The sequence below is a fragment of the Caballeronia sp. INML1 genome, from assembly GCF_023631085.1.
GTDB classification, from domain to species: domain Bacteria; phylum Pseudomonadota; class Gammaproteobacteria; order Burkholderiales; family Burkholderiaceae; genus Caballeronia; species Caballeronia turbans.
In genome coordinates this window covers 26041-52362 of the sequence record NZ_JALQDT010000010.1, presented here as the reverse complement: position 1 = coordinate 52362, position 26322 = coordinate 26041, and the positions used below count along the sequence as shown (strand labels likewise).

At 64.3% G+C, this 26322-nt stretch carries 26 protein-coding genes and 1 pseudogene; 15 read left to right on the top strand and 12 right to left on the bottom strand.

The features are described 5' to 3' along the window. Window positions 1-358 precede the first annotated feature (358 nt). From NCR38_RS04300 to purT, 3 genes are read right to left on the bottom strand one after another with little or no spacing between them, the layout of a single operon-like run. Window positions 359-718, bottom strand: coding sequence for an MliC family protein (locus tag NCR38_RS04300; protein WP_250476487.1), 360 nt, complete (start codon window positions 716-718; stop codon window positions 359-361). A gap of 40 nt (window positions 719-758) precedes the next feature. Next, the gene (locus NCR38_RS04295; protein WP_250476486.1) at window positions 759-929 is read right to left on the bottom strand and encodes a DUF6726 family protein; all 171 of its coding nucleotides are present in this window, start codon (window positions 927-929) and stop codon (window positions 759-761) included. A 31-nt stretch (window positions 930-960) separates the two neighbouring features. Continuing rightward, complete coding sequence (gene purT, locus NCR38_RS04290; protein ID WP_061121762.1) at window positions 961-2193, bottom strand: formate-dependent phosphoribosylglycinamide formyltransferase; 1233 nt, start codon at window positions 2191-2193, stop codon at window positions 961-963. A gap of 283 nt (window positions 2194-2476) precedes the next feature. On the opposite strand from purT, the gene NCR38_RS04285 reads away from it, so the two are divergent. Beyond that, the gene (locus NCR38_RS04285) at window positions 2477-3067 is read left to right on the top strand and encodes an META domain-containing protein (protein ID WP_061121763.1); all 591 of its coding nucleotides are present in this window, start codon (window positions 2477-2479) and stop codon (window positions 3065-3067) included. A 159-nt stretch (window positions 3068-3226) separates the two neighbouring features. Beyond that, window positions 3227-6880 (top strand): DNA translocase FtsK, encoded by a 3654-nt coding sequence (locus NCR38_RS04280; protein WP_250476485.1) that lies wholly within the window; start codon window positions 3227-3229, stop codon window positions 6878-6880. Between the two features lie 3 nt (window positions 6881-6883). Here NCR38_RS04280 and NCR38_RS04275 read toward each other — a convergent pair whose 3' ends face one another. The 4 genes and pseudogenes from NCR38_RS04275 to NCR38_RS04260 all read right to left on the bottom strand — a co-directional run bounded on the left by NCR38_RS04275 (window position 6884) and on the right by NCR38_RS04260 (window position 9909). Continuing rightward, entirely contained in the window at window positions 6884-7930 is a 1047-nt protein-coding gene (locus NCR38_RS04275; protein ID WP_250476484.1) for a transporter, read from the bottom strand. Between the two features lie 92 nt (window positions 7931-8022). Next, complete coding sequence (locus NCR38_RS04270; RefSeq protein WP_250476483.1) at window positions 8023-8244, bottom strand: hypothetical protein; 222 nt, start codon at window positions 8242-8244, stop codon at window positions 8023-8025. A 2-nt stretch (window positions 8245-8246) separates the two neighbouring features. Then, window positions 8247-8402 (bottom strand): annotated as a pseudogene (locus NCR38_RS04265) (hypothetical protein); the annotation flags it as partial. Between the two features lie 253 nt (window positions 8403-8655). After that, window positions 8656-9909: a lactonase family protein gene (locus NCR38_RS04260; RefSeq protein WP_250476482.1), complete on the bottom strand. Its 1254-nt coding sequence runs from the start codon at window positions 9907-9909 to the stop codon at window positions 8656-8658. 267 nt (window positions 9910-10176) lie between these two features. On the opposite strand from NCR38_RS04260, the gene NCR38_RS04255 reads away from it, so the two are divergent. Next, window positions 10177-10329: a DUF3096 domain-containing protein gene (locus tag NCR38_RS04255; RefSeq protein WP_074168899.1), complete on the top strand. Its 153-nt coding sequence runs from the start codon at window positions 10177-10179 to the stop codon at window positions 10327-10329. 141 nt (window positions 10330-10470) lie between these two features. On the opposite strand, the gene NCR38_RS04250 is transcribed toward NCR38_RS04255, so the two are convergent. Then, a complete protein-coding gene (locus tag NCR38_RS04250; RefSeq protein ID WP_250476481.1) occupies window positions 10471-10719 on the bottom strand; it encodes a hypothetical protein in 249 nt (82 codons plus the stop codon). A 478-nt stretch (window positions 10720-11197) separates the two neighbouring features. Here NCR38_RS04250 and NCR38_RS04245 point away from each other — a divergent pair, with 478 nt between their 5' ends. Next, on the top strand, window positions 11198-13072 hold the full coding sequence (locus NCR38_RS04245) for a glycoside hydrolase family 15 protein (RefSeq protein ID WP_250476480.1): 1875 nt from the start codon (window positions 11198-11200) through the stop codon (window positions 13070-13072). Window positions 13073-13441: 369 nt separating this feature from the next. Beyond that, window positions 13442-14713, top strand: coding sequence for a polyhydroxyalkanoate depolymerase (locus NCR38_RS04240; protein WP_061121768.1), 1272 nt, complete (start codon window positions 13442-13444; stop codon window positions 14711-14713). A gap of 89 nt (window positions 14714-14802) precedes the next feature. On the opposite strand, the gene NCR38_RS04235 is transcribed toward NCR38_RS04240, so the two are convergent. After that, a complete protein-coding gene (locus tag NCR38_RS04235; RefSeq protein WP_061121769.1) occupies window positions 14803-15435 on the bottom strand; it encodes a TetR/AcrR family transcriptional regulator in 633 nt (210 codons plus the stop codon). Window positions 15436-15819: 384 nt separating this feature from the next. On the opposite strand from NCR38_RS04235, the gene rsxB reads away from it, so the two are divergent. The 3 genes from rsxB to NCR38_RS04220 all read left to right on the top strand — a co-directional run bounded on the left by rsxB (window position 15820) and on the right by NCR38_RS04220 (window position 17856). Beyond that, on the top strand, window positions 15820-16689 hold the full coding sequence (gene rsxB, locus NCR38_RS04230) for an electron transport complex subunit RsxB (protein ID WP_250476479.1): 870 nt from the start codon (window positions 15820-15822) through the stop codon (window positions 16687-16689). 16 nt (window positions 16690-16705) lie between these two features. Next, complete coding sequence (gene nth, locus NCR38_RS04225) at window positions 16706-17350, top strand: endonuclease III (protein WP_250476478.1); 645 nt, start codon at window positions 16706-16708, stop codon at window positions 17348-17350. 74 nt (window positions 17351-17424) lie between these two features. After that, on the top strand, window positions 17425-17856 hold the full coding sequence (locus tag NCR38_RS04220) for a DUF1841 family protein (RefSeq protein WP_250476477.1): 432 nt from the start codon (window positions 17425-17427) through the stop codon (window positions 17854-17856). Window positions 17857-17941: 85 nt separating this feature from the next. Here NCR38_RS04220 and NCR38_RS04215 read toward each other — a convergent pair whose 3' ends face one another. Together NCR38_RS04215 and NCR38_RS04210 are read right to left on the bottom strand one after the other, a co-directional pair. Continuing rightward, on the bottom strand, window positions 17942-18319 hold the full coding sequence (locus NCR38_RS04215) for a c-type cytochrome (protein ID WP_061121773.1): 378 nt from the start codon (window positions 18317-18319) through the stop codon (window positions 17942-17944). A 42-nt stretch (window positions 18320-18361) separates the two neighbouring features. After that, the gene (locus tag NCR38_RS04210) at window positions 18362-18727 is read right to left on the bottom strand and encodes a c-type cytochrome (RefSeq protein ID WP_061121774.1); all 366 of its coding nucleotides are present in this window, start codon (window positions 18725-18727) and stop codon (window positions 18362-18364) included. Between the two features lie 396 nt (window positions 18728-19123). Here NCR38_RS04210 and NCR38_RS04205 point away from each other — a divergent pair, with 396 nt between their 5' ends. From NCR38_RS04205 to NCR38_RS04175, 7 genes are all read left to right on the top strand, one after another. After that, the gene (locus NCR38_RS04205) at window positions 19124-19966 is read left to right on the top strand and encodes a MoxR family ATPase (RefSeq protein ID WP_061121775.1); all 843 of its coding nucleotides are present in this window, start codon (window positions 19124-19126) and stop codon (window positions 19964-19966) included. 4 nt (window positions 19967-19970) lie between these two features. Further along, the gene (locus tag NCR38_RS04200; RefSeq protein WP_250476476.1) at window positions 19971-20561 is read left to right on the top strand and encodes a GNAT family N-acetyltransferase; all 591 of its coding nucleotides are present in this window, start codon (window positions 19971-19973) and stop codon (window positions 20559-20561) included. 25 nt (window positions 20562-20586) lie between these two features. Further along, window positions 20587-21762, top strand: coding sequence for a VWA domain-containing protein (locus tag NCR38_RS04195; RefSeq protein ID WP_250476475.1), 1176 nt, complete (start codon window positions 20587-20589; stop codon window positions 21760-21762). A gap of 16 nt (window positions 21763-21778) precedes the next feature. Further along, a complete protein-coding gene (locus NCR38_RS04190; RefSeq protein WP_061120567.1) occupies window positions 21779-22975 on the top strand; it encodes a benzoate/H(+) symporter BenE family transporter in 1197 nt (398 codons plus the stop codon). A gap of 69 nt (window positions 22976-23044) precedes the next feature. Continuing rightward, the gene (locus NCR38_RS04185; protein ID WP_061120568.1) at window positions 23045-23293 is read left to right on the top strand and encodes a hypothetical protein; all 249 of its coding nucleotides are present in this window, start codon (window positions 23045-23047) and stop codon (window positions 23291-23293) included. A 203-nt stretch (window positions 23294-23496) separates the two neighbouring features. Beyond that, the gene (tal, locus tag NCR38_RS04180) at window positions 23497-24450 is read left to right on the top strand and encodes a transaldolase (protein ID WP_061120569.1); all 954 of its coding nucleotides are present in this window, start codon (window positions 23497-23499) and stop codon (window positions 24448-24450) included. A 174-nt stretch (window positions 24451-24624) separates the two neighbouring features. Next, the gene (locus tag NCR38_RS04175; RefSeq protein ID WP_061120570.1) at window positions 24625-25053 is read left to right on the top strand and encodes a VOC family protein; all 429 of its coding nucleotides are present in this window, start codon (window positions 24625-24627) and stop codon (window positions 25051-25053) included. Between the two features lie 28 nt (window positions 25054-25081). Here NCR38_RS04175 and NCR38_RS04170 read toward each other — a convergent pair whose 3' ends face one another. After that, window positions 25082-26185: an FUSC family protein gene (locus tag NCR38_RS04170; protein WP_086961432.1), complete on the bottom strand. Its 1104-nt coding sequence runs from the start codon at window positions 26183-26185 to the stop codon at window positions 25082-25084. Window positions 26186-26322 lie beyond the last annotated feature (137 nt).

Genomic DNA, 26322 nt, shown 5'->3' with positions numbered 1-26322 from the left:
GCTTACGCGGATGGGTTTCGTTGGCGCACGCGGCGCATCAATCAGGCACGAAGTGCGCGCTAGACGGGGCGGCCTGTTTCGAGCCTGACTCGCCCGTTCCGGTACGCGAGCCCGCGCTCCGATAGGACACGGCTTCGATGACGCCTTCAAGGCACGCGGCATCACCGATTTTCTGGAGCGGCGGTTCGCTCGAGGCCCGTGTACCGCTCAAGCCGGCATCGAACGGCGATGCCGGAAAATCCGGAATCCGGTCCGGCAACGATTTCACAGCCGGAAAGCCGCACATTGTAGCACCGCACGCGAGTACGCTCGCGCGGCGCGACAGCGCGGTCCGACCTTCTTCCAGCATGCTGCGCGCCTACTTCTTGCGCGCCTCGCAATCCGCGAGCAGGGGCGGCGAGTCCTTCGCGGCCATTTCGTCGTACAGGTTCGCCTGCGAGCCCTTGGTCCACCACGTGTACTGATCGGCGACGTATCTCGCGCCGGATCCCGCAACCACGTTGACGAACAGCAGCTTGCGCCCGTCGACGGTCAGCGCCGCGAAACTCTGTCGATTGCGCGTGTTCGTGTACTGCACTGACACGCTTTTGCCGTCCTTGCAGTCGTAGCGGGTCGTCTGCGTCGACGCGGTCTGGATCTGCGGCACGGTGAGCGGCATTGCAACGGCCGATTGCGTGACGAGCAATGCGAACGTGAGTGCGATGGGTTTCTTCATCATCCGATTTGCGATGGTTTCGAAGTCGATGCGAGCGCAGCGATCACGGATCGATCACGTCCGCGCATGCGTCGGTCGGCGCCGCCGCGACATGCCCGACGACCGGCACGATCTTCAGTCCCGCCGAGGCGATACGGCACGGCGCCGCGGCAAGCCCGCAGCCTGAAAGTCCCAGCGAAACCGCGACGAGCGCGGCCAGTGCTTTCCATATCACGTTCTCGCTCCCGCCGGCGCCCGTGGGCCGGTCATCTGGCCGAAACCGGCCGCACCTTGGACGCCGCGAGTTTCGCGCGCTCGCGCGCCTCGTCGGTGTCGGCCCCCGTCGCCAGCGCGACGCCCATGCGGCGCTTCACGAAGCTCTCCGGCTTACCGAACAGCCGCACATCCGCGCCCGGCACGGCGAGCGCTTGCGCCACGCCCTCGAACGCGATGCCCGCTTCATCCAGACCGCCGTAGATCACCGCGGACGCGCCCGGCTCGCGCAGGGCGGTATCGACCGGCAAGCCGAGAATCGCGCGTGCATGCAATTCGAACTCGGAGAAGCGCTGCGTCGCGAGCGTGACGAGGCCGGTGTCGTGCGGACGCGGGCTCACTTCGGAGAACCAGACGTCGTCGCCGCGCACGAAGAGCTCGACGCCGAAGAGCCCGCGCCCGCCGAGCGCGGTCGTCACCTTCGCGGCGACATCGCGCGCTTTCTCGAGCGCGGCGGGGCTCATCGCCTGCGGCTGCCACGATTCGACGTAATCGCCCGCGACCTGCACGTGCCCGATCGGATCGCAGAAGTAAGTTTGCGTTTCGCCGCTCGCGGGGTCCGCCGCCCGCACGGTGAGCTGCGTGATTTCGTATTCGAAGTCGATGAAGCCCTCGACAATCACGCGTCCGTAATTCACGCGCCCGCCTGCCATCGCGTAATTCCATGCCGGTTCGACGTCGGCATCGCTGCGCAGCACGGACTGCCCCTTGCCCGACGAGGACATCACCGGCTTCACGACGCACGGAAAGCCGATCTTCGCGATTGCCGCCTTCATCTCGTCGAGCGATTGCGCGAACGCATAGGGCGATGTCGGCAGGCCGAGCTCCTCGGCGGCGAGGCGCCGGATGCCTTCGCGGTTCATCGTGAGCTGCGTGGCGCGCGCCGTCGGGATGACGGTCGCGAGTTTCGCCGCTTCTATTTCGGCGAGCGCGTCTGTCGCGATCGCCTCGATCTCCGGCACGATCAGATGCGGCTGCTCCTTCTCGACGAGCGCGCGCAGCGCCGCGGCGTCGGTCATGTCGATCACGTGCGCACGATGCGCAACCTGATGCCCCGGCGCGTTCGCATAGCGGTCGACCGCGATCACTTCCACGCCCAGGCGCTGCAACGCGATGATCACTTCCTTGCCGAGTTCGCCCGCGCCGAGCAGCATGACGCGGGTCGCGTTGGCGGAAAGCGGCGTGCCGATGCGCCACGCATCAGGACGGATTGAATCGGTCTGCATGAGTGCTCCAGGGATCGATCGGTGACGAGGCCAATAAAGCCGAAAGCGGCGGAATTGGGCGCGATGTTAACACGCAGCGCCGACCGTAACACTCTGCCGTCCGGTCTATTGACAGCGTCCTCGCAAACCGTGTTGACACGAAAATGTCGACGGGAATTCCCGCGCATTGCCGATCGATGACAGCCGCGGACGGTCAAGTCGAACATTTTGTTGCTCGTGGGCGCTAGACAAATAGTAGGACGCGTGCGATACCCTTACGGTTTCGCCTGCTTCAGGATCATCGATGCCCATGCATTTCCTTCGCGCATACGCTCTTCGTTCGGCGCGCTCATCGTCAGGTTTCCTGTCGCGCCGCAAAGCGGCGCTTTCGCTGGCGTCCCGCGCGTGCGCATTCGTCGTCGCGGCGACGGTCGTCTCCGGCTGCGCGATGCCGAAGCACCCCGATGCGAGCGCGCCGCCCACCGATCCTTATAATCCTGCCGCCACGCAATTACTCGACGACACGCAATGGGAGCTCACGAGCTGGACCGACGCGAGCGGCCAGCCGCGCGCGGTGCCGCACGCGGGCGAGAGCGACGCGCGGCCGATCACGCTCGATTTCTCGACCGCGAATGGTCATCGCCAGGCGAGCGGTTTTTCGGGCTGCAACCGTTTCGCGGGCGCATACGCACTGAAGGACGGCAAGCTCACGTTCGGCCCGCTCGCCGGCACGCGCATGGCGTGCGTGCAGGGTGCGGGTGCCGCGCTGGAGCGGCCCTATCTCGAGGCGCTTGCGCATATCGCGAAAAGCGGCGTGCAGATGAACCCGCCGCAAACGCTGCAACTGACGCTCGACGACGGTCAGGTGCTCATCTTCTCGGCTCGCGCGAAGTGATGTGTTGCGTACATGCGGCACGCGTGTCGTGCCTGCGCGGCGCCCGCGCGGTTGCCGTTAAACTGCTCGATCGAACAGTCCGGCCGGCAGGCGCGGCCGAGTGGCAGTCTCCGGGTCACAACCTGATTCGTTTCACCCAACATTGATTCAATCTCAAGCATGCACATGGTAGTTCTCGGCTGGTTCGGTGCATCGGTCGTCTGGTTTCTTCCGCTCTTCTGGCGCATTGTCAAGCTCGCGCTGCCGGGCAGCGCAGGCGTGCGCGGCCCCGGCACGATCCGCCTCTGGCTCGGCTTTATCGGAGTACTGCTCGCGAGCAGCACGCTGGAAGGCGCGCTCGCAAACTCACTCGAAACGCAGTTGAACATCAACCGCTGCGGGCGCGCGCTCGCCACAGCGTTGAGCGGACCCGCGCATTTGGGCGGCGCAGCCGCGCTCGCGGCAATCGTGCTCGCGATATGCCTGCCGTGGCTGATCGAATTCAGCTGGCGTTCGGTGCTGGCATGGGCGGACGAAGCGTTCGGCTTCGGCCTGCCGCAAAGCTGGCTCACGCCGCGCGAGCGCGAAAGCGAGTCGCGACAAAGTTCGCCCAGCCGCGACAAGACTCGCAACAAGGCGGGCAACTGGTTCGAACGGCGCGCGCACGCAAGAGCCGCGCGCGATACGCAGGAACGCGCTCATCGCGCGGAGCGTTTCGATGCGCCGCCGCCGCGCACGTCGCACGACGAGCCGACGCTCGGTCTTCCGACCGCCCCCCGGAGCAGCCGTTATCAGCGGCCGACCGTGTGGCGCCCGCCTTCGAACGGCAAGAGTGCCAAACGCACGTCGATGGCCACCGCGAGCGCCATCGCCACCGCCGAGGCTTACGCGAAGCGCCCCGCGTTCGAGGCGGCCGGTGTCCCGCGTCCGGTGACGCAGATCGAGCCGGTCGCGCCTTCGGACTGGCTGAATCCGTCGGCGTCATCGGCGAATCGCGAGGCCAGCGCGCCGTTCGGGGCGCGTCGGGCGTCCGCGTTCGAACCTTCGGGCTCGGGCTTGCGCGCGTCTGTCGCCGTCGACAAGCCGCGCATGTCCGCGCCGCCGACGCCCGCGCCTCGCATGGATCGCCCGCGCAGTCCGGTGACGTCGATGCCCGCGCAACGGCCGTCAGGCGCGGCGAGCATATCCACGTCCGTCGCGACGGGCGTGAGCGCCGCGCGTAGAACGCCTCTGCCTCGGGCGCCACAGGGCTTCCGACGTGCGCCATCCGTGCATCCCTCCGCGGTCGGTGCGACGCGTGAATTCGCGCCGACACCGCTCGCCGCACCGGCGTTCTCGCGGCCGGCCACACCGCTCGGGCCGCCCACGCCGCCGCCCGCGCCCGAAGCGATTCAGGCGACGTTGCGATCCATCGAGGAAAAAACCGCGCTGTGGACGTCGCTCGCGGGCGCGAGTCTCGCTCGCGGACATGTGGCGATGGCGCGGGCCGGCCAGTCCGACGTTCAGCCGAACGCCGAGGAGGTGAAAGCGTCGACGACAGCCGACGAAGGCATCGTCGGAACGGTGCCCGAACCGCGCATCGAGCCGCAGCCGCAGGTGCCGCCGCCTGAAAAGGCCCGGGAAATCGAAGCGCGCATCGAGCCGGCGGCGCCCGTGCCCGCACCGATCCAGCAATTCGACGCGGCCATCGAGGCTGTGACGCCGCAGCCCGAACGGGTCCGGGAAGTCCATCCGCACATCGAGCCGATGGCACCCGCGCCCGAAAAGGTCCAGGAAACCGAAGCGCGCATCGAGCCGCCATTGATCGACGCGCACGTGATCGCCCCCGCGCTTGTCGAGCCGCCGCCGCTCTTCGACTTGCGTCTGCCGGAACCGCCGGCCCCCGCCGAGCCGAACGCGGCCGAGGCAAACGCAACGCAAGCGCCCACGCGCATTCACTTGCCGTCCGAACCGGCACTGCCTCGCCCGGCCGAGACGGCGGCGCTTCCGCCCGTCGCGCGACAGCCGGAACAAGCACAGGACTCGCGCGATCTCGCGCCGACGCCGCCGTGGCTCGACATGCCGGAGTCCCGCGCAGCCCACAGCGAGCCCCCTGCCCCGCCGCTCTTGCGCGTCGCCGACGAGCCGGACGATGTGCTCGACATGCCGGAGGAGGAGCCGCAACCCGTCGCCGAGCGCCAGGTCGCCGGCGACGAATTCGCATCGCCGTCGAACATCGTGCGCTTTCCGGTCGTCGCGCCTCCCGTCACGAGTCAGCAGGCCGCGACGCCGCCCTCCCCGCCCGAACCGCGCCCGCCGGTGCGCGGCTCCGCGCCGACCGAGTTCGAGTTCCATGCGCCGCACGCGTCGGCGGTGGAATTGCCGACGCTCGATCTGCTCGAACCCGCGTCCGGCGAAATCGAGCCCGTCTCCGAGGAGCATCTGAACGAAACCGGCCAGTTGATCGAGCAGCGTTTACAAGAATTCAAGGTGCCGGTGACGGTGGTCGGCGCGTCCGCCGGTCCGGTCATCACGCGCTTCGAGGTCGAGCCGGCGCTCGGCGTGCGCGGCAGCCAGATCGTCGGGCTGATGAAGGATCTGTCGCGCGGCCTCGGCCTCACGTCGATCCGCGTCGTCGAAACGATTCCCGGCAAGACCTGCATGGGCCTCGAACTGCCGAACGCGAAGCGCCAGATGATCCGCCTCTCGGAGATTCTCGAGGACGACGTCTATCGAACGTCGAAGTCGAATCTGACGATCGCGATGGGCAAGGACATCGTCGGCAATCCGGTCGTAACGGACCTCGCGCGCGCGCCGCACATGCTGGTCGCGGGCACGACGGGCTCGGGCAAGTCGGTCGCGATCAACGCGATGATCCTCTCGCTGCTCTACAAGGCGAAGCCCGAGGACGTGCGCCTCATCATGATCGATCCGAAGATGCTGGAGCTGTCGGTCTATGAAGGCATTCCGCATCTGCTCGCGCCGGTCGTCACCGACATGAAACTCGCGTCGAACGCGCTCAACTGGTGCGTCGGCGAAATGGAGAAGCGTTACCGGCTGATGTCGGCGGTCGGCGTGCGCAACCTGCAAGGCTTCAACCAGAAGATCCGCAATACCGAGGCCGCAGGCAAGAAGCTCACGAACCCGTTCTCGCTCACGCCCGACGCGCCCGAGCCGCTGTCCACGCTGCCGCTCATCGTCGTGGTCATCGACGAGCTCGCGGATCTGATGATGGTCGCGGGCAAGCAGATCGAGCAGTTGATCGCGCGTCTCGCGCAGAAGGCGCGCGCGGCCGGCATCCACCTGATTCTCGCGACGCAGCGGCCGTCCGTCGACGTGATCACCGGCCTCATCAAGGCGAACATTCCGACGCGCGTGGCGTTCCAGGTCTCGTCGAAGATCGATTCGCGCACGATCCTCGACCAGATGGGCGCGGAATCGCTGCTCGGCGCGGGCGACATGCTGTTCCTTCCGCCCGGAACGGGCTATCCGCAGCGCGTTCACGGCGCGTTCGTCGCGGACGACGAAGTGCATCGCGTGGTCGAGCATCTGAAGCAGTTCGGCGAGCCGGAGTATGAGGAAGGCATTCTGTCCGGCCCGACCTCCGAAGGTGGCGGCGCCCAGGATCTCTTCGGTGAAACACCCGACGCCGAAGCCGATCCGCTCTACGACGAAGCCGTCGCCTTTGTCGTGCGCACGCGCCGCGCGTCGATTTCGTCGGTGCAGCGGCAGTTGCGCATCGGCTATAACCGCGCGGCTCGCCTCGTCGAACAGATGGAAGCGGCCGGCCTCGTCTCGTCGATGAGCAACAACGGCAACCGCGAAGTGCTCGCGCCGCCCGGCCCGGCGGACTGAGCGTTACCAGAGCCGCAGGCGGCGCAGCAGAAAGATGGTGATGGCGGCACAGCCCGTCATCACGCCGACCACGATCCAGAACGACGCCGGATCCTTGGTCCCCGGCAAGCCCGCCACGTTCATGCCGAAGATGCCCGTCACGAGCGTGGCGGGCAGCAGCAACGCGGACATGATCGCGAGCCAGAGCAGCTTGCGGTTGATGTCCTCCGACAGCGCCGTGGCGATTTCATCCTGCAACAGCTTCGCGCGTTCGTAGAGACCTTCGAGACCGCCGCCGAGGCCGTTCAACACCTGAATCGCCTGCACGAGCGCTTCCATCGAGCGCGGCTCGGCCCATTCGAGGCGGCGCAATACGAGCTGCGTCAGCGCGTTGCGCTCGGGATCGATGAACCGCTTCACTTCGACGATGCGCCGCCGCACGTCGCCCAGCACCGCGCGGCATCTGGAATGGCTTCCTTCGAGCACGCTTTCCTCGACATCGTCGAGACAATCGCCGATTTCGTCGATGCGGTCCGCGAAGGTATCGTTCAGCGCGCGAATGAGTCCCGCGAAGAGGTCGACGGTATCGCGGAATATCGCGCCTTCGAGGACCGCGTGGCGCAACCGGTCAGTCGATTGCAGCGGCCGTGCGCGCACGGTGATCATGCGATGTTTGTCGACGTAAAAGCGCAGCGCGCCGGTCGCACGGTTCGCTTCGCGCGCGCCGGGCGCGGCGGCATCCGGCGTCTTCGCGACGAGTTCGAGGTCCGCGACGACGCCGTACATGAAGTTCGAACCGATATGCACGCGCGGACGCTTGTCCTCGCCGTTCAGGAATTCGCGCGCGACATCCGGCATCGACGTGACGCCTTCGAGCCAGCCCTCGACGGTGTCGTCGTTCGCCGACAGATGCAGCCACGTCGGGCCATTGCCCGCGACGGAATCGCGCGCTTCGTCCCACGTCAGCCGCAGCGCCTCGCCGCCGGCAAAGCTGAACGCGCTGATGAATCCCGGCGGCGCCGGCTCGTTGCGCTTGAGCGGGCGCTCGCGCGCGTCGAATGGTTGAGTCATGTTCAATCTTGCATTTCCTGCTATTGCCTTTCGGTTTCCTCAGGACATCTTCAGTCAAATGGGCGCGAAAAGCGCTTCGGAACCGCATCGTACTAGAACTCGTAGCGCCCCCAGAAGAAAGCGACGTCGCCATCGTTCAGGCCGGGGATGTGCGGGATGATCGTCGCCATGACGGACGCGCGCCGGTAGCGTATCGAGCCGATCGGCAGCGCGAGCGGCAGCGGCAGGTAATGAGCGATGTCGCTGCGCGCCGTGCGCCGACGAAGAACCCGCCGCCCGCCTGCAATCCGCCGAGCACCGGTTTCGTGTACCACTGTCGTGCGTAGCCGCCGATCGGTCCGAAGTTGTGATGCGAATCCGAAAAAGCGAACGCGAAGAGGATGTCCTCGTTGCCGTTCGCATCGGTCCAGTGCTTGCCCGCGCCCGCCGCCGTATGACCACGGGTTGAGTTCGCTGCGATTGTCGAAGCCATCGATATGCCAGACGTAACCGGCTATGTAGAGATACCATGTGCCGTCGTGCGCGACGCGCATCACGCGCTGACACGCCGACTACATCCAGTCCCGCTTGAAATCGCACTCCTTGTTGTCGTCCGCCCGCACCGCGAGCGGCGCGCACAACATCGAAACCATGACCGCCTTGAGCAGTTTCTTTTTCATCGTCGTCGGACAGCATGCCGCGGTGTGGGTCGCGGCTCGTCGGCCGCTCTCGTCGCTCCGACATCGTCACGACGGCGATACGAACTTGAAATCGACCGGCGAGCCAATCGACAGTTGCTTCGGGTCCGACGCGAGCTCACCCGTCTGCGGATCGCGGCGGAAGAAGTACGCGCTGTCGGTTTCCTGATTGCCGACGACGAGCCAGCGCCCGGTCGGATCGATCGCGAATTCGCGCGGCGTCTTGCCGAGCGTCGGATAGCGTTTGACGAACTTCAGACGGCCGTTCTTCGGGTCGACCGAGAACTGGACGAGCTCGTTGGCGTCGCCGCGATTGGTCGCGTAGAGGAAGCGCCCGTCCGGCGACAGATGAATCGCCCCGCCGCCGATCTTCCCTCTGAAGCCGGGCGCGATCATCGACGCGATCTGGGCCTGCGTGAGATTGCCGTCGCGGTAATCGAACACGAGCACCGACGCGTTCAGCTCGGTCGTCAGATAGGCGTGCTTGCCGCTCGCGTCGAAGATCAGATGGCGGGGCCCCGAGCCCGCCTTGATCGGCGTGTAGCGCGCTTCGGTCGGACCGAAGAGGCCGCGGCTCGATGCGGACGGATCGGCCGTGTAACGGTAGGCAAACACCTTGTCGACGCCGAGATCCTGCGCAAAGAGATATTTGCCGTCGGGCGAGAACACGGTCGAGTGGACGTGCGAATTGTCCTGCCGTCCCTTCACCGGTCCGCGGCCTTCGTGATGCACGGTCAGCACCGAGCTGCCCACGTGGCCGTCCGAGCCAAGCGGAAAGACCGCAAAGCTGCCGCCCGGATTCGAAGCTACGGAGTAGTTGGCGGTCAGCAGATATTTGCCGTCGGGCGAAAGCGCGAGGTAGCAGGGATCATTGCCGTCCGACGAAACGCGGTTGAGAAAGCTCAACTGCCCTGTCGCACGATCGAAGCGAAAGGCGCTCACGCCGCCGCGCTGCGTCGCCGGTCCGTTGTCGCCGGGCAATTCGTTCACTGCATACACGTAATTCCGGTCGCGGCTCACGACGAGATACGACGGATTGACCGTCTGCGCCGACGCGATGCGGGACAGCTCACCGCTGCTCGTGTCGAAACGATACACATAGATGCCTTCGCTCTTGCCGCCGCCCGTATAGGTGCCAATGAGCAGATCGTAGACTTCGCCCGGCGACCCGTTCATCGTGGCCGTGCCGCTCGCCGCACCAGGTGCGGGGGGCGTCGCAGCCGTTTGCGCGAAGACTTGCGCGGCCGCCAGCGAGAGCATCAGCGCGACGCCTTTCGCCCACGCGATGGGCCTTCCGCGCATCGGGCGCGCGTCTTGCAATACGGACCTGGGCGAATTCGCGCCGCTGGGATGGCTCGGGTGCATGAAACCTCCTCATCGTCTCTTTGCTGCGTGTTATACGGGGCGACGCGCGAGTTCGCCGGCATCGCAAGGCCCAAGGACGTGCGAGAGCAAATTCCGCTCCAAACGGCGTGCATCGCCATGGCGAGCGATGGAGTTCGCCGCCGAAGTACGCCACGCACGACAGGCCAGCCGACACGATTCGAACCAACAGCAGGAGTTGCCGCGATGACTATCCACCTAAGCCTTGGCCCGCTCGTCTCGCTGATCGCCGGGATCCTGATTCTCATCATGCCGCGATTGCTGAACTTCATCGTCGCGATCTATCTGATCGTGATCGGGCTGATCGGCCTGTTCGGCATGGGATCGGCCCATTTCTGACGGGCGCGCGACTGTCGTTGTGACGCCGATTCACGTCGGCGGTTCCGCGTGCGGCCCTAAACGCGCACGCGCGCACACGGCCCGACACGCGCGTGCGCACAGTGTCACGAAAGAAGGACAGGCGTAACGAACGTAGCTTCGTCAGCCGTTAGCAAGTTGATCGAGACGCAGGCGTCCTTGCAGCGACAACGCCCCGACCGAAACGCCGCCGACGCCGAAGCTGTATCGGTTGAAACAGCCGCGTTCCGTGAGGAATGCGGCGGCGGTTTCCATCGCGTTGCGTGACAGACCGAGATGCTTGTGATCGAGCGCGAGAAGTGCCTCCGCATCCGAGACGTGGCTTGCGGCGGAAAGAATGGCGATGCAGTCGGCTTTCGACGGATAGAGCATGGGTTCTGTTCCTCGAAAACGCTACGTTAGGGAGCGGCCGGACAGTGCGCAGAGCAGCTTGCATGGCCCGCGTGCGCATCGCGCCCGGATCATGCGTGAAAGACGCGCGAAAGGCGCAAGCGTTTCAGTGTCTGGAAGTAACAAAGGAAACGGCACCGTGACCTTTCACGAAACTTCATTCTAAACATCAGGCGAATGCTTTTTCAACGGCGCGCTGGACGGTTCGCTAGTGCTTTTCCGCCAACGCTGCGCTCGTTACTGTCGCGCAGGCCGTTGCGCGAGGTCGTCACGCGCGGCCCGGTTTTCTGCTTGCCGCGAACGATTGGGGCAGAATGCGGCCAGAAAGCTGCGTGGCGTGCGTCGCGTCATTCGTCCACGACGCCGCGCTTTGCTCGGGGCACGCGCGTCCCGAACATTTTGCTCAACCCGCGGCGCGTTTCGATTCGACATGCGCCGCCAGCAGGAAGATGTTTCGCTTATGCCAGCACTGATCGAAGACTATGCGATGGTCGGCGACGGCCATACCGCCGCCCTCATATCCCGCGACGGCTCCGTTGATTGGCTCTGTTGGCCACGGTTCGACTCCGGCGCGTGCTTCGCGGCGCTGCTCGGCACGCCCGAGCATGGCCGATGGCTCCTCGCGCCCGAGATGCCCGACGGCGAAATGCCCGTCACCAGGCGCCGCTATCGCGACGACACGCTGATCCTCGAAACGGATTTCGAAACACCGCAAGGCGGGGTGACGATCGTCGACTTCATGCCCTTGCGCAACGGGCATTCGGAGCTGGTGCGCATCGTGATCGGCCGACGCGGCACGGTGCGCATGAAAATGGAGCTCGTGTTGCGCTTCGATTACGGCTCGGTGGTGCCTTGGGTCTGCCGCCTGCCCGACGACAGCGGCATTCGCGCGATCGCCGGGCCGGATCTCGCGCTGCTGCGCACGCCGGTCGATCTCGTGGGCGAAAACATGCGCACTACCGCCTCTTTCGACGTGACCGCCGGCGAGCGCGTGCCCTTCTCGTTGTGCTATTCGCAGTCGCATCTGCGCCTGCCGCACGCGTCCGATCCGCATACCCAACTCGCGCGCACCGAGAATCACTGGCGCGAATGGTCGGGGCAAAGCGAGCTCGAGGGCCGCTGGGCGAGCGCGATCCGCCGCTCGCTCATCACGCTCAAGGCGCTCGCCTACGAGCCGACCGGCGGTATCGTCGCTGCGCCCACGACTTCGCTGCCGGAGCAGCTCGGCGGCACGCGCAACTGGGACTATCGCTACTGCTGGCTGCGCGATGCGACCATTACCCTGCTCGCGATGATGCGCGGCGGCTACTACGACGAAGCCCGCGCGTGGCGGGCGTGGCTGGGGCGCGTGATGGCGGGTTCGCCGTCGCAGATCCAGATCATGTACGGCATCGCGGGCGAGCGGCGCCTGCCCGAGTGGGAGATCGCGTGGCTTCCCGGCTACGAGGGCGCGTCGCCGGTGCGCATCGGCAATGGTGCGGTCGATCAGTTGCAACTCGACGTCTACGGCGAAGTGATGAACGCGCTGCACCTTGCGCGCGTCGGCGGCCTTCAAAGCGACGAAACCGCCTGGTCGATCCAGTGCGCGATGCTGCAGCACCTCGACACCATCTGGGAGGAGCCCGACGAAGGCATCTGGGAAGTGCGCGGCGGCCGCCAGCACTTCACGTTTTCGAAGGTCATGGCCTGGGTCGCCTACGACCGCGCGATCAAGTCGGCGGAAAAGTTCGAGCTGCCTGGCCCGATCGACCACTGGCGCGCGATGCGCGCGCGCGTCCGCGCCGAGGTGCTGAAAAAGAGCTGGAATCCGGCGCTGAACTCGTTCACGCAGGCCTACGGCAGCGATGCGCTCGATGCGAGCCTGCTGCTCATCCCGTTGCTCGGCTTTTTGCCGCCAAACGATCCGCGAGTGACCGGAACCGTACATGCGATCGAGACCAATCTGACGCACGATGGCCTCGTCAAGCGTTATCACACCGCCGAAGTCGCGGACGGGTTGCCGCCCGGAGAAGGCACGTTTCTGGCTTGTAGCTTCTGGCTGGTCGACAATCTGGCGCTGCAGGGCCGGATCGATGAAGCGCACGCCATGTTCGAGCGCCTCGTCGGTCTCGCGAACGACGTCGGGCTGCTGGCCGAGGAGTACGACACGGTGGCGAAGCGCATGGTCGGGAATTTTCCGCAGGCCTTCACCCACGTGGCGCTGGTGCACACCGGGATGAACCTGATGCGTCACGAGCAGGAGATGGCAAAGGCCACGGGCCAGCCATCCGGCTCAGGCAATCATGACGAGCCGGAAGAGCAAGCCGAGATCGATGCTGCGACAGGAAAGTCTTAAATAACTGTTTTGTTTGGTGAAATTGGTGTTTGCCGGTTATATTGTTGCAATGCACAAATAATAAGTTACGGAGATCTGTTGTTTCCAGGCCGGCAAATTCGACCGATCGGTTGAAATCAATGCTTAATGCGCGGAAAATCTTGCCCGCGCCGAGTCAAGGTTGTCCGAGCGTCGGTATTGCGCGGTTGGTAGTGCGGGAAACGCAGCGGGAAACGCAGGCAGGAAGCATCGCAGTAAAGACAGTGCCCCGGCAGCATGGCAACAACTCGCCACGCTGCGGGGGGTCATCGAATGCCGTTGATGTTCATCGCCGGATGTATTGCCGGGATCAACGGGCGTACCGGTTCCACCGGAGTTACTGGGGCAACCATGCTCTATCAAATTCACGAATTCCAGCGAGCAATGCTGTCTCCCCTCACAGCATGGGCAGAGGCCGCATCGAAATCTTTCGTCAATCCGGCCAGTCCGCTCGCCTATATTCCCGGCTCGAGTCGTCTGGCCGCGGGTTACGAGTTGCTCTACCGGCTCGGCAAGGACTACGAGAAGCCCGAGTTCAGCATTCATCAGATCGTCAAGGACGGGCATAACATCCCGATCGTCGAGCAGACCGTGATCGAGAAGCCGTTCTGCCGTCTCTTGCGCTTCAAGCGCTTCGCCGACGACAGCGCCACCGTCACCAAGCTGAAGAACGAGCCGATCGTGCTCGTGTGCGCGCCGCTCTCGGGTCACCACTCGACACTGCTGCGCGACACGGTGAAAACGCTGCTGCAAGACCACAAGGTCTATATCACCGACTGGATCGACGCGCGCATGGTGCCGATCGAGAACGGCCCGTTCCATCTGGACGATTACGTCGAGTACATTCAGGAGTTCATCCGCCACATCGGCGCGAAGGATCTGCACGTGATCTCCGTGTGTCAGCCGACCGTGCCGGTGCTCGCCGCCATTTCGCTGATGGCGAGCCGTGGCGAAGACACGCCGCGCACGATGACGATGATGGGCGGCCCGATCGACGCCCGCCGCAGCCCGACGTCCGTCAACTCGCTCGCGAACGAGCACTCTTACGGATGGTTCGAGAACAACGTCATTTACACGGTGCCGGCGAATTATCCGGGCGTCGGACGCAAGGTTTATCCGGGCTTCCTGCAGCATGCGGGCTTCGTCGCGATGAATCCGGAACGCCACCTCACGGCCCATTGGGACTTCTATCAAAACCTGCTGCGCGGCGACGATGACGACGCCGAGCAACATCGCCGTTTCTACGACGAATACAACGCCGTGCTCGACATGGCCGCCGAGTATTACCTCGAGACGATCCGCATCGTGTTCCAGGAGTTCCGGCTCGCAGAAGGCACCTGGGAAGTCAACGACGAACTCGTGCGTCCCCAGGACATCAAGCACACTGCACTCTTCACGATCGAAGGCGAACTCGACGACATCTCCGGCAGCGGCCAGACGCGCGCCGCGCACGATCTGTGCACCGGCATTCCGGCGAAGCACAGGCGGCATTTCACGGCGGAGAAGGCCGGCCACTACGGCATCTTCTCGGGCCGTCGCTGGCGCACGATGGTGTATCCGCAGCTGCGCGAGTTCATTCTCGAGCACGACAAGACGCCGAAAACGGAAGCGGTGCCCGCGTAAGTACGCGCGCGGCGGGACCGATTCCATCGCTCGAATAAAGACGTCGCGCCTTGCAGAAGGCGCGACGTTTTTTCTTTGACAGCGTCCGATCAGCGGCGTGTCAGATAAGCCAGCAGCAATTCGGTGTTCATGCGGACGATCTGCTCGCGCTGGCCCGGCTCGTTGAAATCGAGCCCGAAACTCGCTTCGAGCGTGAATCGGTTCGAGACAATGTAATAGCCGAGTCCCGACAGTACGATGTAGAGCTTGAGCGGATCGACGTCGGTGCGAAACAATCCTGCCTTTTGGCCACGATCGAGAATGGCCGTGAGCGTCGTGACCATCGGCGAAATGAGTTCGCGGATTCGATTCGAACCTTTGATATATCTCGCCTCATGCAAATTTTCGTTATTGATGAGGCGCAGCAATTCCGGGTGATCCCGATAGTAATCCCAGACGAAATGCGCAAGACGCGTCATTGCTTCGATGGGCGCGACGCCGTCGAGTTCGAGCGTACGCTCGGCATCGACGAGCGCGGCAAGGGCATGTTCGAGCACGGCGGTGAATAACTGCTCCTTGCTACCGAAGTAGTAATAGAGCATGCGTTCATTGGTCTCCGCCCGGCGTGCGATCTGATCGACGCGGGCGCCGAACAGACCTCCGGCAGCGAACTCTTCTGCGGCGGCAAGTAAAATACGGCGCCGGGTGCCTTCAGGATCTCTTTTGATTTTCGGCTGATTCATGGTGGCATGACTCGGGAGCCGCGTTGCCGGATTAGCGTCACGCGGCCCGCATTGGGGTACATGACGTGAACGGGCGCTGCCCATGGTTATTGGGAAACACCGTCCTGCGGTCAAACGGAAAAGCGCTTCGATTATGCGCACATCGAAGGACATTGGCAATTAGGATTGAAAGCCATTCGCCACGACGGTTGACGACTTCGGCGATAATGTCGGTCAAAGCCGAGCGCGTGCCGGAAAGCGGGACACGCGCCGAACAGGCAGCGTGCCGTCGTCGTGTACGCCGAAGCGTTTTCTCGCATCGAAGCGCGGCGTGATCACAGCGACGCCCTTCGCCCGCGTCGCGCACATGCTGCGCCAGTCCCCAAGGCATCATCGCAATTCCTCGTGACCGCAACCGTTCCCAAGACGCTCGCCGAGCGCATCGAAGATCTGCTGCCGCAGACGCAATGCACCAAGTGCGGCTATCCGGCCTGCCGACCGTATGCCGACGCCATCGCCGCGGGCGAGGCGAACTACAACCAGTGCCCGCCGGGCGGCGCCGAAGGCGTCGCGCGACTGGCCGCCTTGCTCGGCAAGCCCAATATTCCGCTCGACACGACGCACGGCCTCGAACGCGCGCGGCCCGTCGCCGTGATCGACGAGAACGCGTGCATCGGCTGCACGCTGTGCATGCAGGCGTGTCCGGTCGATGCGATCGTCGGCGCGGCGAAGCAGATGCACACGGTCATCGCGCAGCTGTGCACGGGCTGCGATCTGTGCGTGCCGCCCTGCCCGGTCGATTGCATCGCGATGGTGCCCGTCACCGGCGAGCGCACCGGCTGGGATGCCTGGAGCCAGGACGAAGCCGATGCGGCGCGCGCACGGCACGACCGCCGCGTCGCGCGTCTCGAACGCGAGCGCGCGGCTGCGGAAGCGCGGGCAAGCGCGCGTCAGGCAGCGCGCGCCGCACAAGCGGACCAGCCAGCGCCCGAAGCGCCGCCAGCGCAAGCGGCCGCGCCCGCTGCCGCGCCAGCCGCGAGCGACGATCCGGAAGCGAAGAAACGCGCGATCATCCAGGCCGCGCTGGAGCGCGCGCGTAAAAAGAAAGGAGAGATGGCGAAGCTCGGCGCGGGTCCCAAAAACACGGACCACGTCAGCGCCGCGGTGCAGGCGCAGATCGACGCCGCCGAGCAACGCCGACGCCGTCTCGGTCTGACGGACGACGAAAACGCGTCCCATCCCGGCGAGCACGATCACAGCGACAAACCCGCGTGAGAACGGACATCGAATCATGAACGCCACGAAGCGCCGCGCCATCTACGAGACGCTGCAAAGCCTGAATCCGCATCCGACGACGGAGCTCGAATACACGACGCCGTTCGAACTGCTGATCGCCGTGATGCTGTCCGCGCAAGCGACCGACGTCTCCGTCAACAAGGCGATGCGCAAGATGTTTCCTGTGGCCAATACGCCGGCGGCGGCGCTCGCGCTCGGCGAAGAAGGCGTATCGGAATACATTCGCACGATCGGGCTTTACCGCACGAAGGCGAAGAACGTGATCGCGACGTGCCGCATTCTCATCGATCAATACGGTGGTGAGGTGCCCGACAATCGCGAGGCGCTCGAAGCGCTGCCGGGCGTCGGACGCAAGACGGCGAACGTCATCCTGAACACGGCGTTCGGGCAGCCGACGATCGCCGTCGATACGCACATCTTCCGCGTCGCGAATCGCACGGGGCTCGCGCCGGGCAAGGACGTGCGCGCGGTCGAGACCGCGCTCGAGAAGTTCACGCCGAAAGAGTTTCTGCACGACGCGCATCACTGGCTGATCCTGCACGGCCGTTACGTGTGCAAGGCGCGCGTTCCCGAGTGCTGGCATTGCGCGATCGAGCCGCTCTGCGAATATCGGCCGAAGACGCCTGCGCCGGTCGAATGAGCCGGTTTTGGCGGACCGGGTGCGCCGCGGTCTACAATAGCGAGTTCGGAAACCCGCAATCGAATCAATACGTTATGTTCAACCCCAGCCGCGACGAAGTTCGCCAGTTCTTCACCGAAACCTGGCGCAAGGAACGCGCCGGCGAGATTTTGACGCCGCTCGAAAGCATGGCCGCCGACTGGATCGGCGAGCATCCCGAATATCACGACGCGCTCGTGAATCCCGATTCTCGCGAGGCCGATTACTCGCCCGATCGCGGCCAGACCAATCCGTTTCTGCATCTGTCGATGCATCTTGCGATCAGCGAGCAATTGTCGATCGATCAGCCGCCGGGCATCCGCCGCGCGCACGACAAGCTGGTCGCGCGCCTGGGCTCGCCGCATGACGCGCAGCACGCGATCATGGATTGCCTCGGACAGGTGATCTGGGAAGCGCAGCGCTCGGGCACGCCGCCGGATACGGACGCCTACCTGGCGCTGATCGAGCGTCGTGCTTCGCGCGACTGAGCACGCGAAAACACCGCCGCCAAATGAAAACACCCCGCTTGCAAAGCGGGGTGCTGTCTGCTGACGAGACCTCGAAGCCGCGCGCTTACTTCTTCAGCACGAGACTGCCGTCGAGCGATTCGATATACGCCGCGAGATCCTTCAGATCGCTCTGCGACAGGCTCTGCACCTGCGCCGCCATGATGGCGTTGTTGCGGCCGAAGTTCGGGTTGTTGCCGCCGATCTGATACTGGCGCAGCGCCCAGTAGATATAGCTCGCATGCTGGCCTGCGAGCCGCGGATACTCGCCGCTCACCGGCTTGTTGAGACCGGGGCCGTGGCAGGCCGCGCAGTTGTGGCTGTCGGACAGCGCCTTGCCGTTGCTCACATCGGCCGCGTGCGCCGCGCCGACCGTCATGCCGATGAGCGCCGCTGCCGCGCATGCTGCCTTGAAGCTGGTGTGAAGTGCCTTGGAGGGCTTCATGGATTCTCCTTCCCGTTATCGCTTTGCCGTGTCACGCGCGGATCACTTGTCGGGATTGTTCTTCGATTGGGGAGTCTGCGCGGCATAGTACGCGGCGATATCGGCGATGTCCTGATCCGACAGCGTCGTCGCGATGGCGCGCATCGTGTCGAAATGACGGTCGCCCTTCTTGTAGGCGTGCAGTGCATTGGCGATGTACTGCGCGTTCTGGCCGCCCAGCATCGGCACTTCGTAGACTTCGGGGTACGCGGTGCGATAGCCGGGGATGCCGTGGCAGCCGATGCACATCGCGACCTTGCCCTCTGCGGCCTTCGCGTTGCCGACGACGTCGGCCGACGCCTGGGTCGCGAAGCCGGCGAGACCGGACAGCGCTGCAATCACGGCACATTTGCCGACGAAATTGTTCATAGCTCTTCTAACCTGGCTTGAGGGGAAATCCGGCGCTCCAAAGGCCGCGGCCCGCGCCGAGCGCTTACAACCTTCTCGGGACTGTTTGCTGCTACAGGGTCTGTCGCCACGCAGGCCAAAAAAATCGCGCTAATTGTACCGCGCGACCTACCCCCCGTCCACACGCGAACCGCGCCGAAGCCCTGCTGGCAAGGGGAATCGGCTGAAAAGCAGTCACGTGGCCTGCGACAATTCGTCCCTGTACACGCGATGAACCCGCTTGCGCGCACGCTGCACACGCGTTTGGCACGCTGCGGCAACCCGCCGATGGAGCGGCTCAAACGATACCCGGCGCCCCTCAATGCCGAAAGGTCTTCTGACTTATACTGGGATTTTTTTCCTGACCGGATCTTCGTCATGCGTTTCGAAGGCTCATCGCAATACGTCGCAACCGACGATCTCAAGCTCGCGGTGAACGCCGCGATGACGTTGCAACGGCCGCTGCTCATCAAGGGCGAACCCGGCACCGGCAAAACCATGCTCGCGGAAGAAGTCGCGGGCGCGCTCGGCATGCCGCTCCTGCAATGGCACATCAAGTCGACGACCAAGGCGCAGCAAGGCCTCTACGAATACGACGCGGTCTCGCGCCTGCGCGATTCGCAACTCGGCGACGAGCGCGTGAAGGACATCCGCAACTACATCGTCAAGGGCGTGCTGTGGCAGGCGTTCGACTCGGACCAGCAGAGCGTGCTGCTCATCGACGAAATCGACAAGGCGGACATCGAATTTCCGAACGATTTGTTGCGCGAGCTCGACCGCATGGAGTTCTACGTGTACGAGACCCGCGAGCTCGTGAAAGCGAAGCACCGGCCGCTCGTCATCATCACGTCGAACAACGAGAAGGAACTGCCGGACGCGTTCCTGCGCCGCTGCTTCTTCCATTACATCCGGTTCCCGGATGCCGAGACGATGAAGGCGATCGTCGAGGTGCACTTCCCGAACATCAAGCAGGATCTGCTCGCCGCCGCGATGCAGAGCTTTTTCGAGCTGCGCGGCGTGTCGGGACTCAAGAAAAAGCCGTCGACATCCGAACTGCTCGACTGGCTCAAGCTGCTTCTCGCCGAAGACATTCCGCCCGAAGCCCTGCGCTCGTCCGATCAGAAGCAGATCGTCCCGCCGCTGCACGGCGCGCTTCTGAAGAACGAACAGGACGTCGCGCTGTTCGAGCGTCTGCTCTTCATGAACCGCAACCATCGCTAAAGAAATGAGCCGCTGGATCGAACCCGTCACACTGGAAGGCGAGCATGTCAGGCTCGTGCCGCTCACGGCCGGTCATGAACAGGCGCTCACGGCCGCCGCGAGCGACGGCGAATTGTGGAAGCTCTGGTACACGTTCGTGCCCTCTCCCGACAAGACGCGCGTTTACATCGACACCGCGCTCGACATGCGCGAGCGCCTCGGCGCGCTTGCGTTTGCGGTGATCGATGCGAAGACGGGCGATGTCGTCGGTTCGACGCGGTACTTCAATGTCGACGAAGCGAATCGGCGGCTGGAGATCGGCCATACGTGGTACGCACGACGCGTGCAGAAGACGGCGCTCAACACCGAAGCCAAGTTGCTGCTGCTGACGCACGCGTTCGAGAAGCTCGATGCCATCGCGGTGGAGTTCCGCACGCATTTCATGAACCACGCGTCGCGCGCCGCGATCGCGCGGCTCGGCGCAAAGCAGGACGGCATCCTGCGCAATCATCAGATCGGCCGCGATGGCGTGCTGCGCGATACCGTCGTGTTCTCGATCATCCAGTCGGAGTGGCCGGCGGTGCGCGCCAATCTGACCTACCGCCTCGACCGCTGAAACCCGTCACGATGGAGAGCGCGCCATGCTGATCGACTTTTTCTACTCGCTGCGCGACGCGAAGCTGCCCGTCTCGGTGAAGGAATATCTGACTTTGCTCGAAGCGCTGAAGGCGCAGGTGATTTCGCCGTCGCTCGACGAGTTCTACTTCCTCTCACGCATGACGCTCGTGAAGGACGAGAAGTACTTCGACAAGTTCGATCGCGCGTTCGGCACGTACTTCCACGGCGTGACGCAGCTTCCCGACGAAGCCTTCGACATTCCGCTCGACTGGCTCAAGAAGCGCCTCGACCGCGAATTCACCGCGGAGGAAAAGAAGCGCATCGAGGCGCTCGGCGGCCTCGACAAGCTCATGGAGCGTCTGAAAGAGCTGATGGACGAGCAGAAGGAGCGCCACGAAGGCGGCAACAAGTGGATCGGCACGGGCGGCACGTCGCCCTTCGGGCACGGCGGCTATAACCCGGAAGGCATTCGTATCGGCGGGGAATCGTCGGGGAATCGAACCGCCGTGAAGGTGTGGGACGAGCGCGCGTACAAGGACTACGACGATCAGGTCGAAATCGGCACGCGCAATATCAAGGTCGCGCTGCGTCGCTTGCGGCGCTTCGCACGCGAAGGCGCGGCCGAAGAGCTCGATCTGCCCGACACCATCCGCAGCACCGCCGCCAACGCGGGCTGGCTCGACCTCAAGATGGTTCCAGAGCGTCACAACAACGTGAAAGTGCTGATGCTGCTCGATGTCGGCGGCTCGATGGACGATCACATCAAGCGCGTCGAAGAACTCTTTTCGGCGGCGAAGGCGGAGTTCAAGCATCTCGAGTTCTACTACTTCCACAACTGCGTGTACGACTATCTGTGGAAGCACAATCGGCGACGTCACACCGAACGCACGCCGACCTTCGACGTGCTGCACAAGTTCACGCCCGACTACAAGCTGATCTTCGTCGGCGACGCGACCATGAGTCCCTACGAAGTGCTGCAGCCTGGCGGCTCCGTCGAATACAACAATGCCGAAGCGGGCGCGGTGTGGTTGCGCCGGCTCGCCGATCAGTTTCCGCATCACGCGTGGCTCAATCCCGAGCCCGAGCGGCTATGGGAATACCGCCAGTCGATTTCGGCGATCCGCAATGTCCTCGGCAATCGCATGTACCCGCTCACCATGGCGGGCCTCGAAACCGCCATGCGCGCGTTGTCGAAATAAAACCGATAGAACCAGCATGAAAGCCTCTCCCACGGCGCCCGTCGCGCTGCGTCCCTTCTTTGACTCGTCCCTCTCGACCATCGTCGCCGGCTTCGTCGCAATGATGACCGGCTACACCAGTTCGCTCGTGCTGATGTTCCAGGCGGGCCAGGCCGCGCATCTCAGCAACGCGCAGATTTCGTCGTGGATCTGGGCGCTCTCGATGGGCATGGCGGTCTGCACCATCGGGCTGTCGCTGCGCTATCGCGCGCCGATCGTCGTCGCGTGGTCCACACCGGGCGCGGCGCTCCTCGTGTCGTCGCTGCCGAACGTCGCGTATGCCGATGCGATCGGCGCGTTCATCGTCTGCGCGGTGCTTATGAGCGCGGTCGGTCTCACCGGCTGGTTCGACACGCTGATGAAGCGCATTCCGTCGGGCATTGCCGCCGCCTTGCTCGCGGGCATTCTCTTCGAGATCGGCATCGAGATCTTTCGCGCCGCCGGGCACCGGACCGCGCTCGTCATCGCGATGTTCTTCACGTATCTCACGGCCAAGCGCTTCGTGCCGCGTTACGCGATTCCCGCCACGCTCATCGCAGGCATCGCGATCGCAGGCGGGCTCGGGCTGCTCGACTTCACGCACTTTCACGTCGCGCTCGCGCATCCGGTTTTCACGATGCCCGCGTTCTCGCTCGCCGCGGCGATCAGCATCGGCATTCCGCTTTTCGTCGTCGCAATGGCGTCGCAGAACGTGCCGGGCATCGCCGTCCTGCGCGCCGACGGCTACACGACGCCCTCCGCCCCGCTCATCTCGACGACCGGCATCGCGTCGCTCGTTCTCGCGCCGTTCGGCTCGCACGGCGTCAATCTCGCGGCCATCACCGCCGCGATCTGCACCGGCCGCGAGGCGCACGAGGAGCGCGACAAACGCTACACGGCGGCGGTCTGGTGCGGCATCTTCTATCTGATCGCGGGCACGTTCGGCGCGACGATCGCCGCCCTGTTCGCGGCATTTCCGAAGGAACTGGTCGTGTCCGTGGCCGCGCTCGCGCTCTTCGGCTCGATCATGAGCGGTCTCACCAACGCGATGCAGGACGCGCGTCAGCGCGAGCCCGCGCTCGTCACGTTCATGGTGACGGCATCGGGCCTCTCGCTATTGTCGATCGGCTCCGCATTCTGGGGATTGATCGCGGGCGTTTTGACACATTTCGTGCTCAATGCCAGACGATCCTGACGCGGCCTACAATGACGGAATCGGCCCCGATTTCCGGCCGGTTCTCCGCAATACATTCGTATTTCCGTCATGGCCTTGATCGACAAACTGCTGGCGCGCTCCACGCCGCCCGGCGCCACCCAGAAACGCAAGACAATCGTGCGCGTGCTGCTCGACGACGCCGGGCACGTCCAGGACGTCGTCCTAAAACTGAGTTGCGGCGATCCGGCGAAGGACGCCCACGCGCTCGACGAAGTCCGCAAGATGCGCTTCGCACGGGGTCAGCTCGGCTCGGGCACGGTGCGGCGGTGGCACGAGCTCGCCTACGCGGCCGACTGAAAGGCGTTTGAACGCGCAGTCTCGCGCCCGGTCGAAAACCGGCGCACACGGTATCAGCGCGCTCGCCACGCTCGGGACTAGAATGGGAGAATGACATTCAGGGGCGCGCCGCGCGAAGAAGTCGCCGCACGGCGTCGCAATCATGGGCAATCCGCGGGTTGGTTACCGCAATTTGACAAGGCGCAACGCGTCTGAGACTCCACATGACATCCGCTCTCGACCAGCTCAAGCAGTACACGACCGTCGTCGCCGACACGGGCGACTTTCAGCAATTCATTCAGTTCAAGCCGCAGGACGCGACCACGAATCCGTCGCTGATCCTGAAGGCCGTCCAGAAGGACGATTACAAGCCGCTGCTCGAAAAGACCGTCAAGGAGCACGCGAAGAAGCCGATGCCGCAGATCATCGACAATCTGCTCGTGGCGTTCGGCACCGAGATTCTCAAGATCATTCCGGGCCGCGTGTCCACCGAAGTCGACGCACGCCTCTCGTTCGATACGAAAGCGTCGATCGACAAGGCGCACGACATCATCAAGCTGTACGAGAACGCGGGCATCGGCCGCGATCGCGTGCTCATCAAGCTCGCGTCGACGTGGGAAGGCATCCGTGCGGCCGAGGTGCTGCAGAAGGAAGGCATCCACTGCAACATGACGCTGCTCTTTTCGCTCGCGCAGGCGGTCGCGTGCGCCGAAGCGGGCGCGCAACTGATTTCGCCGTTCGTCGGCCGTATCTACGACTGGTACAAGAAGTCCGCCGGCGCGGAATGGGACGAAGTGAAGAACGGCGGCGCGAACGATCCGGGCGTGCAGTCGGTGCGGCGCATCTACTCGTACTACAAGAAGTTCGGCTACAAGACCGAGGTCATGGGCGCGAGCTTCCGCACGGTGAACCAGATCACCGAGCTCGCCGGCTGCGACCTGCTGACGATCAGCCCGGACCTCCTGAAGAAACTCGCCGACAGCAACGACCGCGTCGAGCGCAAGCTCTCGCCGGAAGCGGTCAGGAACGAGAACGTGGAGAAGATTGCCGTCGACGAGCCGACCTTCCGCTTCCTCGTCAACGACGACGCAATGGCAACCGAAAAGCTCGCGGAAGGCATCCGCGCATTCGCCGCCGATGCGATCAAGCTCGAGAAGCTGATCACCGCGCTTCAATGACGCATGCATGAAGTAACCGCACGTCGCGCCGGAAGATTGGTGCGACGTGCGGTTTTTTCTATTTCGCTGCCTATTGACGTAATTTGACGGTTTCCGAGTCAACGTGGGACCCCGTTGCAATAGACTTTCGAGCTTTGGCGGCATGTCCGCTTCATATGCACGGAGTCACCGGTCATGCAACTGGACACCTATCTCTTCTATAACGGCGATTGCGCTGCGGCGCTCGAACTCTATCAGGCAGCATTCGGCGCGCAGATCGCCACGCTGGTCCGCTTCCGTGACGCACCGGACGGCGGCAACGCACCGCCCGACTGGCAGGACAAGATCATGCACGCGGTGTTTTGCGTGGGCCCGAACGCGATCATGGTCTCGGACGGCCGCTACGGTCAGCCGCGCAAGGACTACTCGGGCTTCACGCTGTCGATCGCCGCGGAGGACGCGCAATCCGGCGAGCGCATTTTCAACATGCTCGCCGAGGGCGGCAACATCCTGACGCCGTGGCAATCCACGTTCTGGACGCAAGGCTTCGGCATGCTCACGGATCGTTTCGGCGTGCCGTGGCTCATCAATGTGGTGCACGAAGGCGAAGCACGGACGGCCTGAGTGGTCATCGCTTCATCGCGTCATCAATTCATGGATTGAGCGCTCGCGCGCCTTCGATATTCCACTGCCGCTCGATTTCCGACAGACGCAGCCGCAGGCGATCCACCTGCTCCACGAAACGCATCGCGAGCCAGTGCATGCCCTGCGTCGTCGCGTTTCCGTCGTCGTCCGGGCATGGCGGCACGCCCGGCGCATCCACTGCGCGGTACAACAATCCCACGCGCCCGAAGCGCAACGCGCGAGCCATCTGCAGAAGCTGCTGGCGCACCGCGTACTCGCCCGGCGAGCACGCGATCGCGAAGCGGCTAGGCGTGGCGCTCGCGACTTCGGGCATCGACATGACCAGCATTTCCAGCGCCGCGAGAATCGAGCGGTGCAGCCGCTGGATCTCTTCGAGCCGGGTCATCGGCACATCGGTTTCCTTCGCGACCGACTCCATCAGCCCGCGCGATTGCACAAGCCGCTGGCTCATCGCGTAGAAGCGCCGCGCGGTTTCCTCCGCGAGAAGCGGCGTACCGTCGAGCAAGGCGCCGTAGAGCCTTGCGCACTCGCGCAGATTGTCCGCGAGCCGGTATCGCCAGGAATATGTCGCGTATTGCGGCAGGACGAAGGAAAAGCCGAGCGCGATGACGACGCCGATCATCACGTTGGCCGTGCGCCACAATCCGGTGGAAAGCGGCAGGTCGCCGTGGCCGGACACGATGACCATGGTGATTGCCGTGAGCAGCGCGACGTAGCCCGCCTTGCCGATCGCATAGTAGGCGCAGCCGCCCGCGATCACGCACATCAGCACGAAGAACACCATCACGGAGCCGGTGAGCATCTGCGCGAGGATGAGCACGAGTCCGAAGAACGCGCCGAGCGCCGTGCCCATTGCGCGCTCGCCCGCCTTCTTGCGGATGTTGCCGTAGTGCTGCAACCCGCCGATCACGACGAGCACCGATACCGACGCCCATACGCCGTGCGGCATGTCGATACCCGTCGTGACCGCGATCGACACCGCCATCGCGAGCGCGACGCGTACCGCATGAATCACGTTCGCGTGCCGGTAGCGGAAGTACGGCGACGTAATCGAATGAAGCAGGCGCGCGAGACGGCTGCGCCTGAGTGACGTCGATGTCGGAGAAAGCATGGTTCGCTCACCTCGATGAACACGCACGCCCGTCGAACAAAGGCTGCCGGAAAACGAAACGCCCGTAACGGCCGGATGGCTGTTACGGGCGTTTTACCAGCTTTTCGCGCGCCGCGCCGGGCACGTGCGCGTGCGCG

What these genes read in the sequence shown, in the direction of transcription:
- NCR38_RS04300 (WP_250476487.1), bottom strand. Translation starts at nt 718, where the DNA reads ATGATGAAGAAACCCATCGCACTCACGTTCGCATTGCTCGTCACGCAA.
- purT (WP_061121762.1), bottom strand. Translation starts at nt 2,193, where the DNA reads ATGCAGACCGATTCAATCCGTCCTGATGCGTGGCGCATCGGCACGCCG.
- NCR38_RS04285 (WP_061121763.1), top strand. Translation starts at nt 2,477, where the DNA reads ATGCCCATGCATTTCCTTCGCGCATACGCTCTTCGTTCGGCGCGCTCA.
- NCR38_RS04280 (WP_250476485.1), top strand. Translation starts at nt 3,227, where the DNA reads ATGCACATGGTAGTTCTCGGCTGGTTCGGTGCATCGGTCGTCTGGTTT.
- NCR38_RS04275 (WP_250476484.1), bottom strand. Translation starts at nt 7,930, where the DNA reads ATGACTCAACCATTCGACGCGCGCGAGCGCCCGCTCAAGCGCAACGAG.
- NCR38_RS04260 (WP_250476482.1), bottom strand. Translation starts at nt 9,909, where the DNA reads ATGCGCGGAAGGCCCATCGCGTGGGCGAAAGGCGTCGCGCTGATGCTC.
- NCR38_RS04255 (WP_074168899.1), top strand. Translation starts at nt 10,177, where the DNA reads ATGACTATCCACCTAAGCCTTGGCCCGCTCGTCTCGCTGATCGCCGGG.
- NCR38_RS04250 (WP_250476481.1), bottom strand. Translation starts at nt 10,719, where the DNA reads ATGCTCTATCCGTCGAAAGCCGACTGCATCGCCATTCTTTCCGCCGCA.
- NCR38_RS04245 (WP_250476480.1), top strand. Translation starts at nt 11,198, where the DNA reads ATGCCAGCACTGATCGAAGACTATGCGATGGTCGGCGACGGCCATACC.
- NCR38_RS04240 (WP_061121768.1), top strand. Translation starts at nt 13,442, where the DNA reads ATGCTCTATCAAATTCACGAATTCCAGCGAGCAATGCTGTCTCCCCTC.
- NCR38_RS04235 (WP_061121769.1), bottom strand. Translation starts at nt 15,435, where the DNA reads ATGAATCAGCCGAAAATCAAAAGAGATCCTGAAGGCACCCGGCGCCGT.
- nth (WP_250476478.1), top strand. Translation starts at nt 16,706, where the DNA reads ATGAACGCCACGAAGCGCCGCGCCATCTACGAGACGCTGCAAAGCCTG.
- NCR38_RS04220 (WP_250476477.1), top strand. Translation starts at nt 17,425, where the DNA reads ATGTTCAACCCCAGCCGCGACGAAGTTCGCCAGTTCTTCACCGAAACC.
- NCR38_RS04215 (WP_061121773.1), bottom strand. Translation starts at nt 18,319, where the DNA reads ATGAAGCCCTCCAAGGCACTTCACACCAGCTTCAAGGCAGCATGCGCG.
- NCR38_RS04210 (WP_061121774.1), bottom strand. Translation starts at nt 18,727, where the DNA reads ATGAACAATTTCGTCGGCAAATGTGCCGTGATTGCAGCGCTGTCCGGT.
- NCR38_RS04205 (WP_061121775.1), top strand. Translation starts at nt 19,124, where the DNA reads ATGCGTTTCGAAGGCTCATCGCAATACGTCGCAACCGACGATCTCAAG.
- NCR38_RS04200 (WP_250476476.1), top strand. Translation starts at nt 19,971, where the DNA reads ATGAGCCGCTGGATCGAACCCGTCACACTGGAAGGCGAGCATGTCAGG.
- NCR38_RS04195 (WP_250476475.1), top strand. Translation starts at nt 20,587, where the DNA reads ATGCTGATCGACTTTTTCTACTCGCTGCGCGACGCGAAGCTGCCCGTC.
- NCR38_RS04190 (WP_061120567.1), top strand. Translation starts at nt 21,779, where the DNA reads ATGAAAGCCTCTCCCACGGCGCCCGTCGCGCTGCGTCCCTTCTTTGAC.
- NCR38_RS04185 (WP_061120568.1), top strand. Translation starts at nt 23,045, where the DNA reads ATGGCCTTGATCGACAAACTGCTGGCGCGCTCCACGCCGCCCGGCGCC.
- tal (WP_061120569.1), top strand. Translation starts at nt 23,497, where the DNA reads ATGACATCCGCTCTCGACCAGCTCAAGCAGTACACGACCGTCGTCGCC.
- NCR38_RS04175 (WP_061120570.1), top strand. Translation starts at nt 24,625, where the DNA reads ATGCAACTGGACACCTATCTCTTCTATAACGGCGATTGCGCTGCGGCG.
- NCR38_RS04170 (WP_086961432.1), bottom strand. Translation starts at nt 26,185, where the DNA reads ATGCTTTCTCCGACATCGACGTCACTCAGGCGCAGCCGTCTCGCGCGC.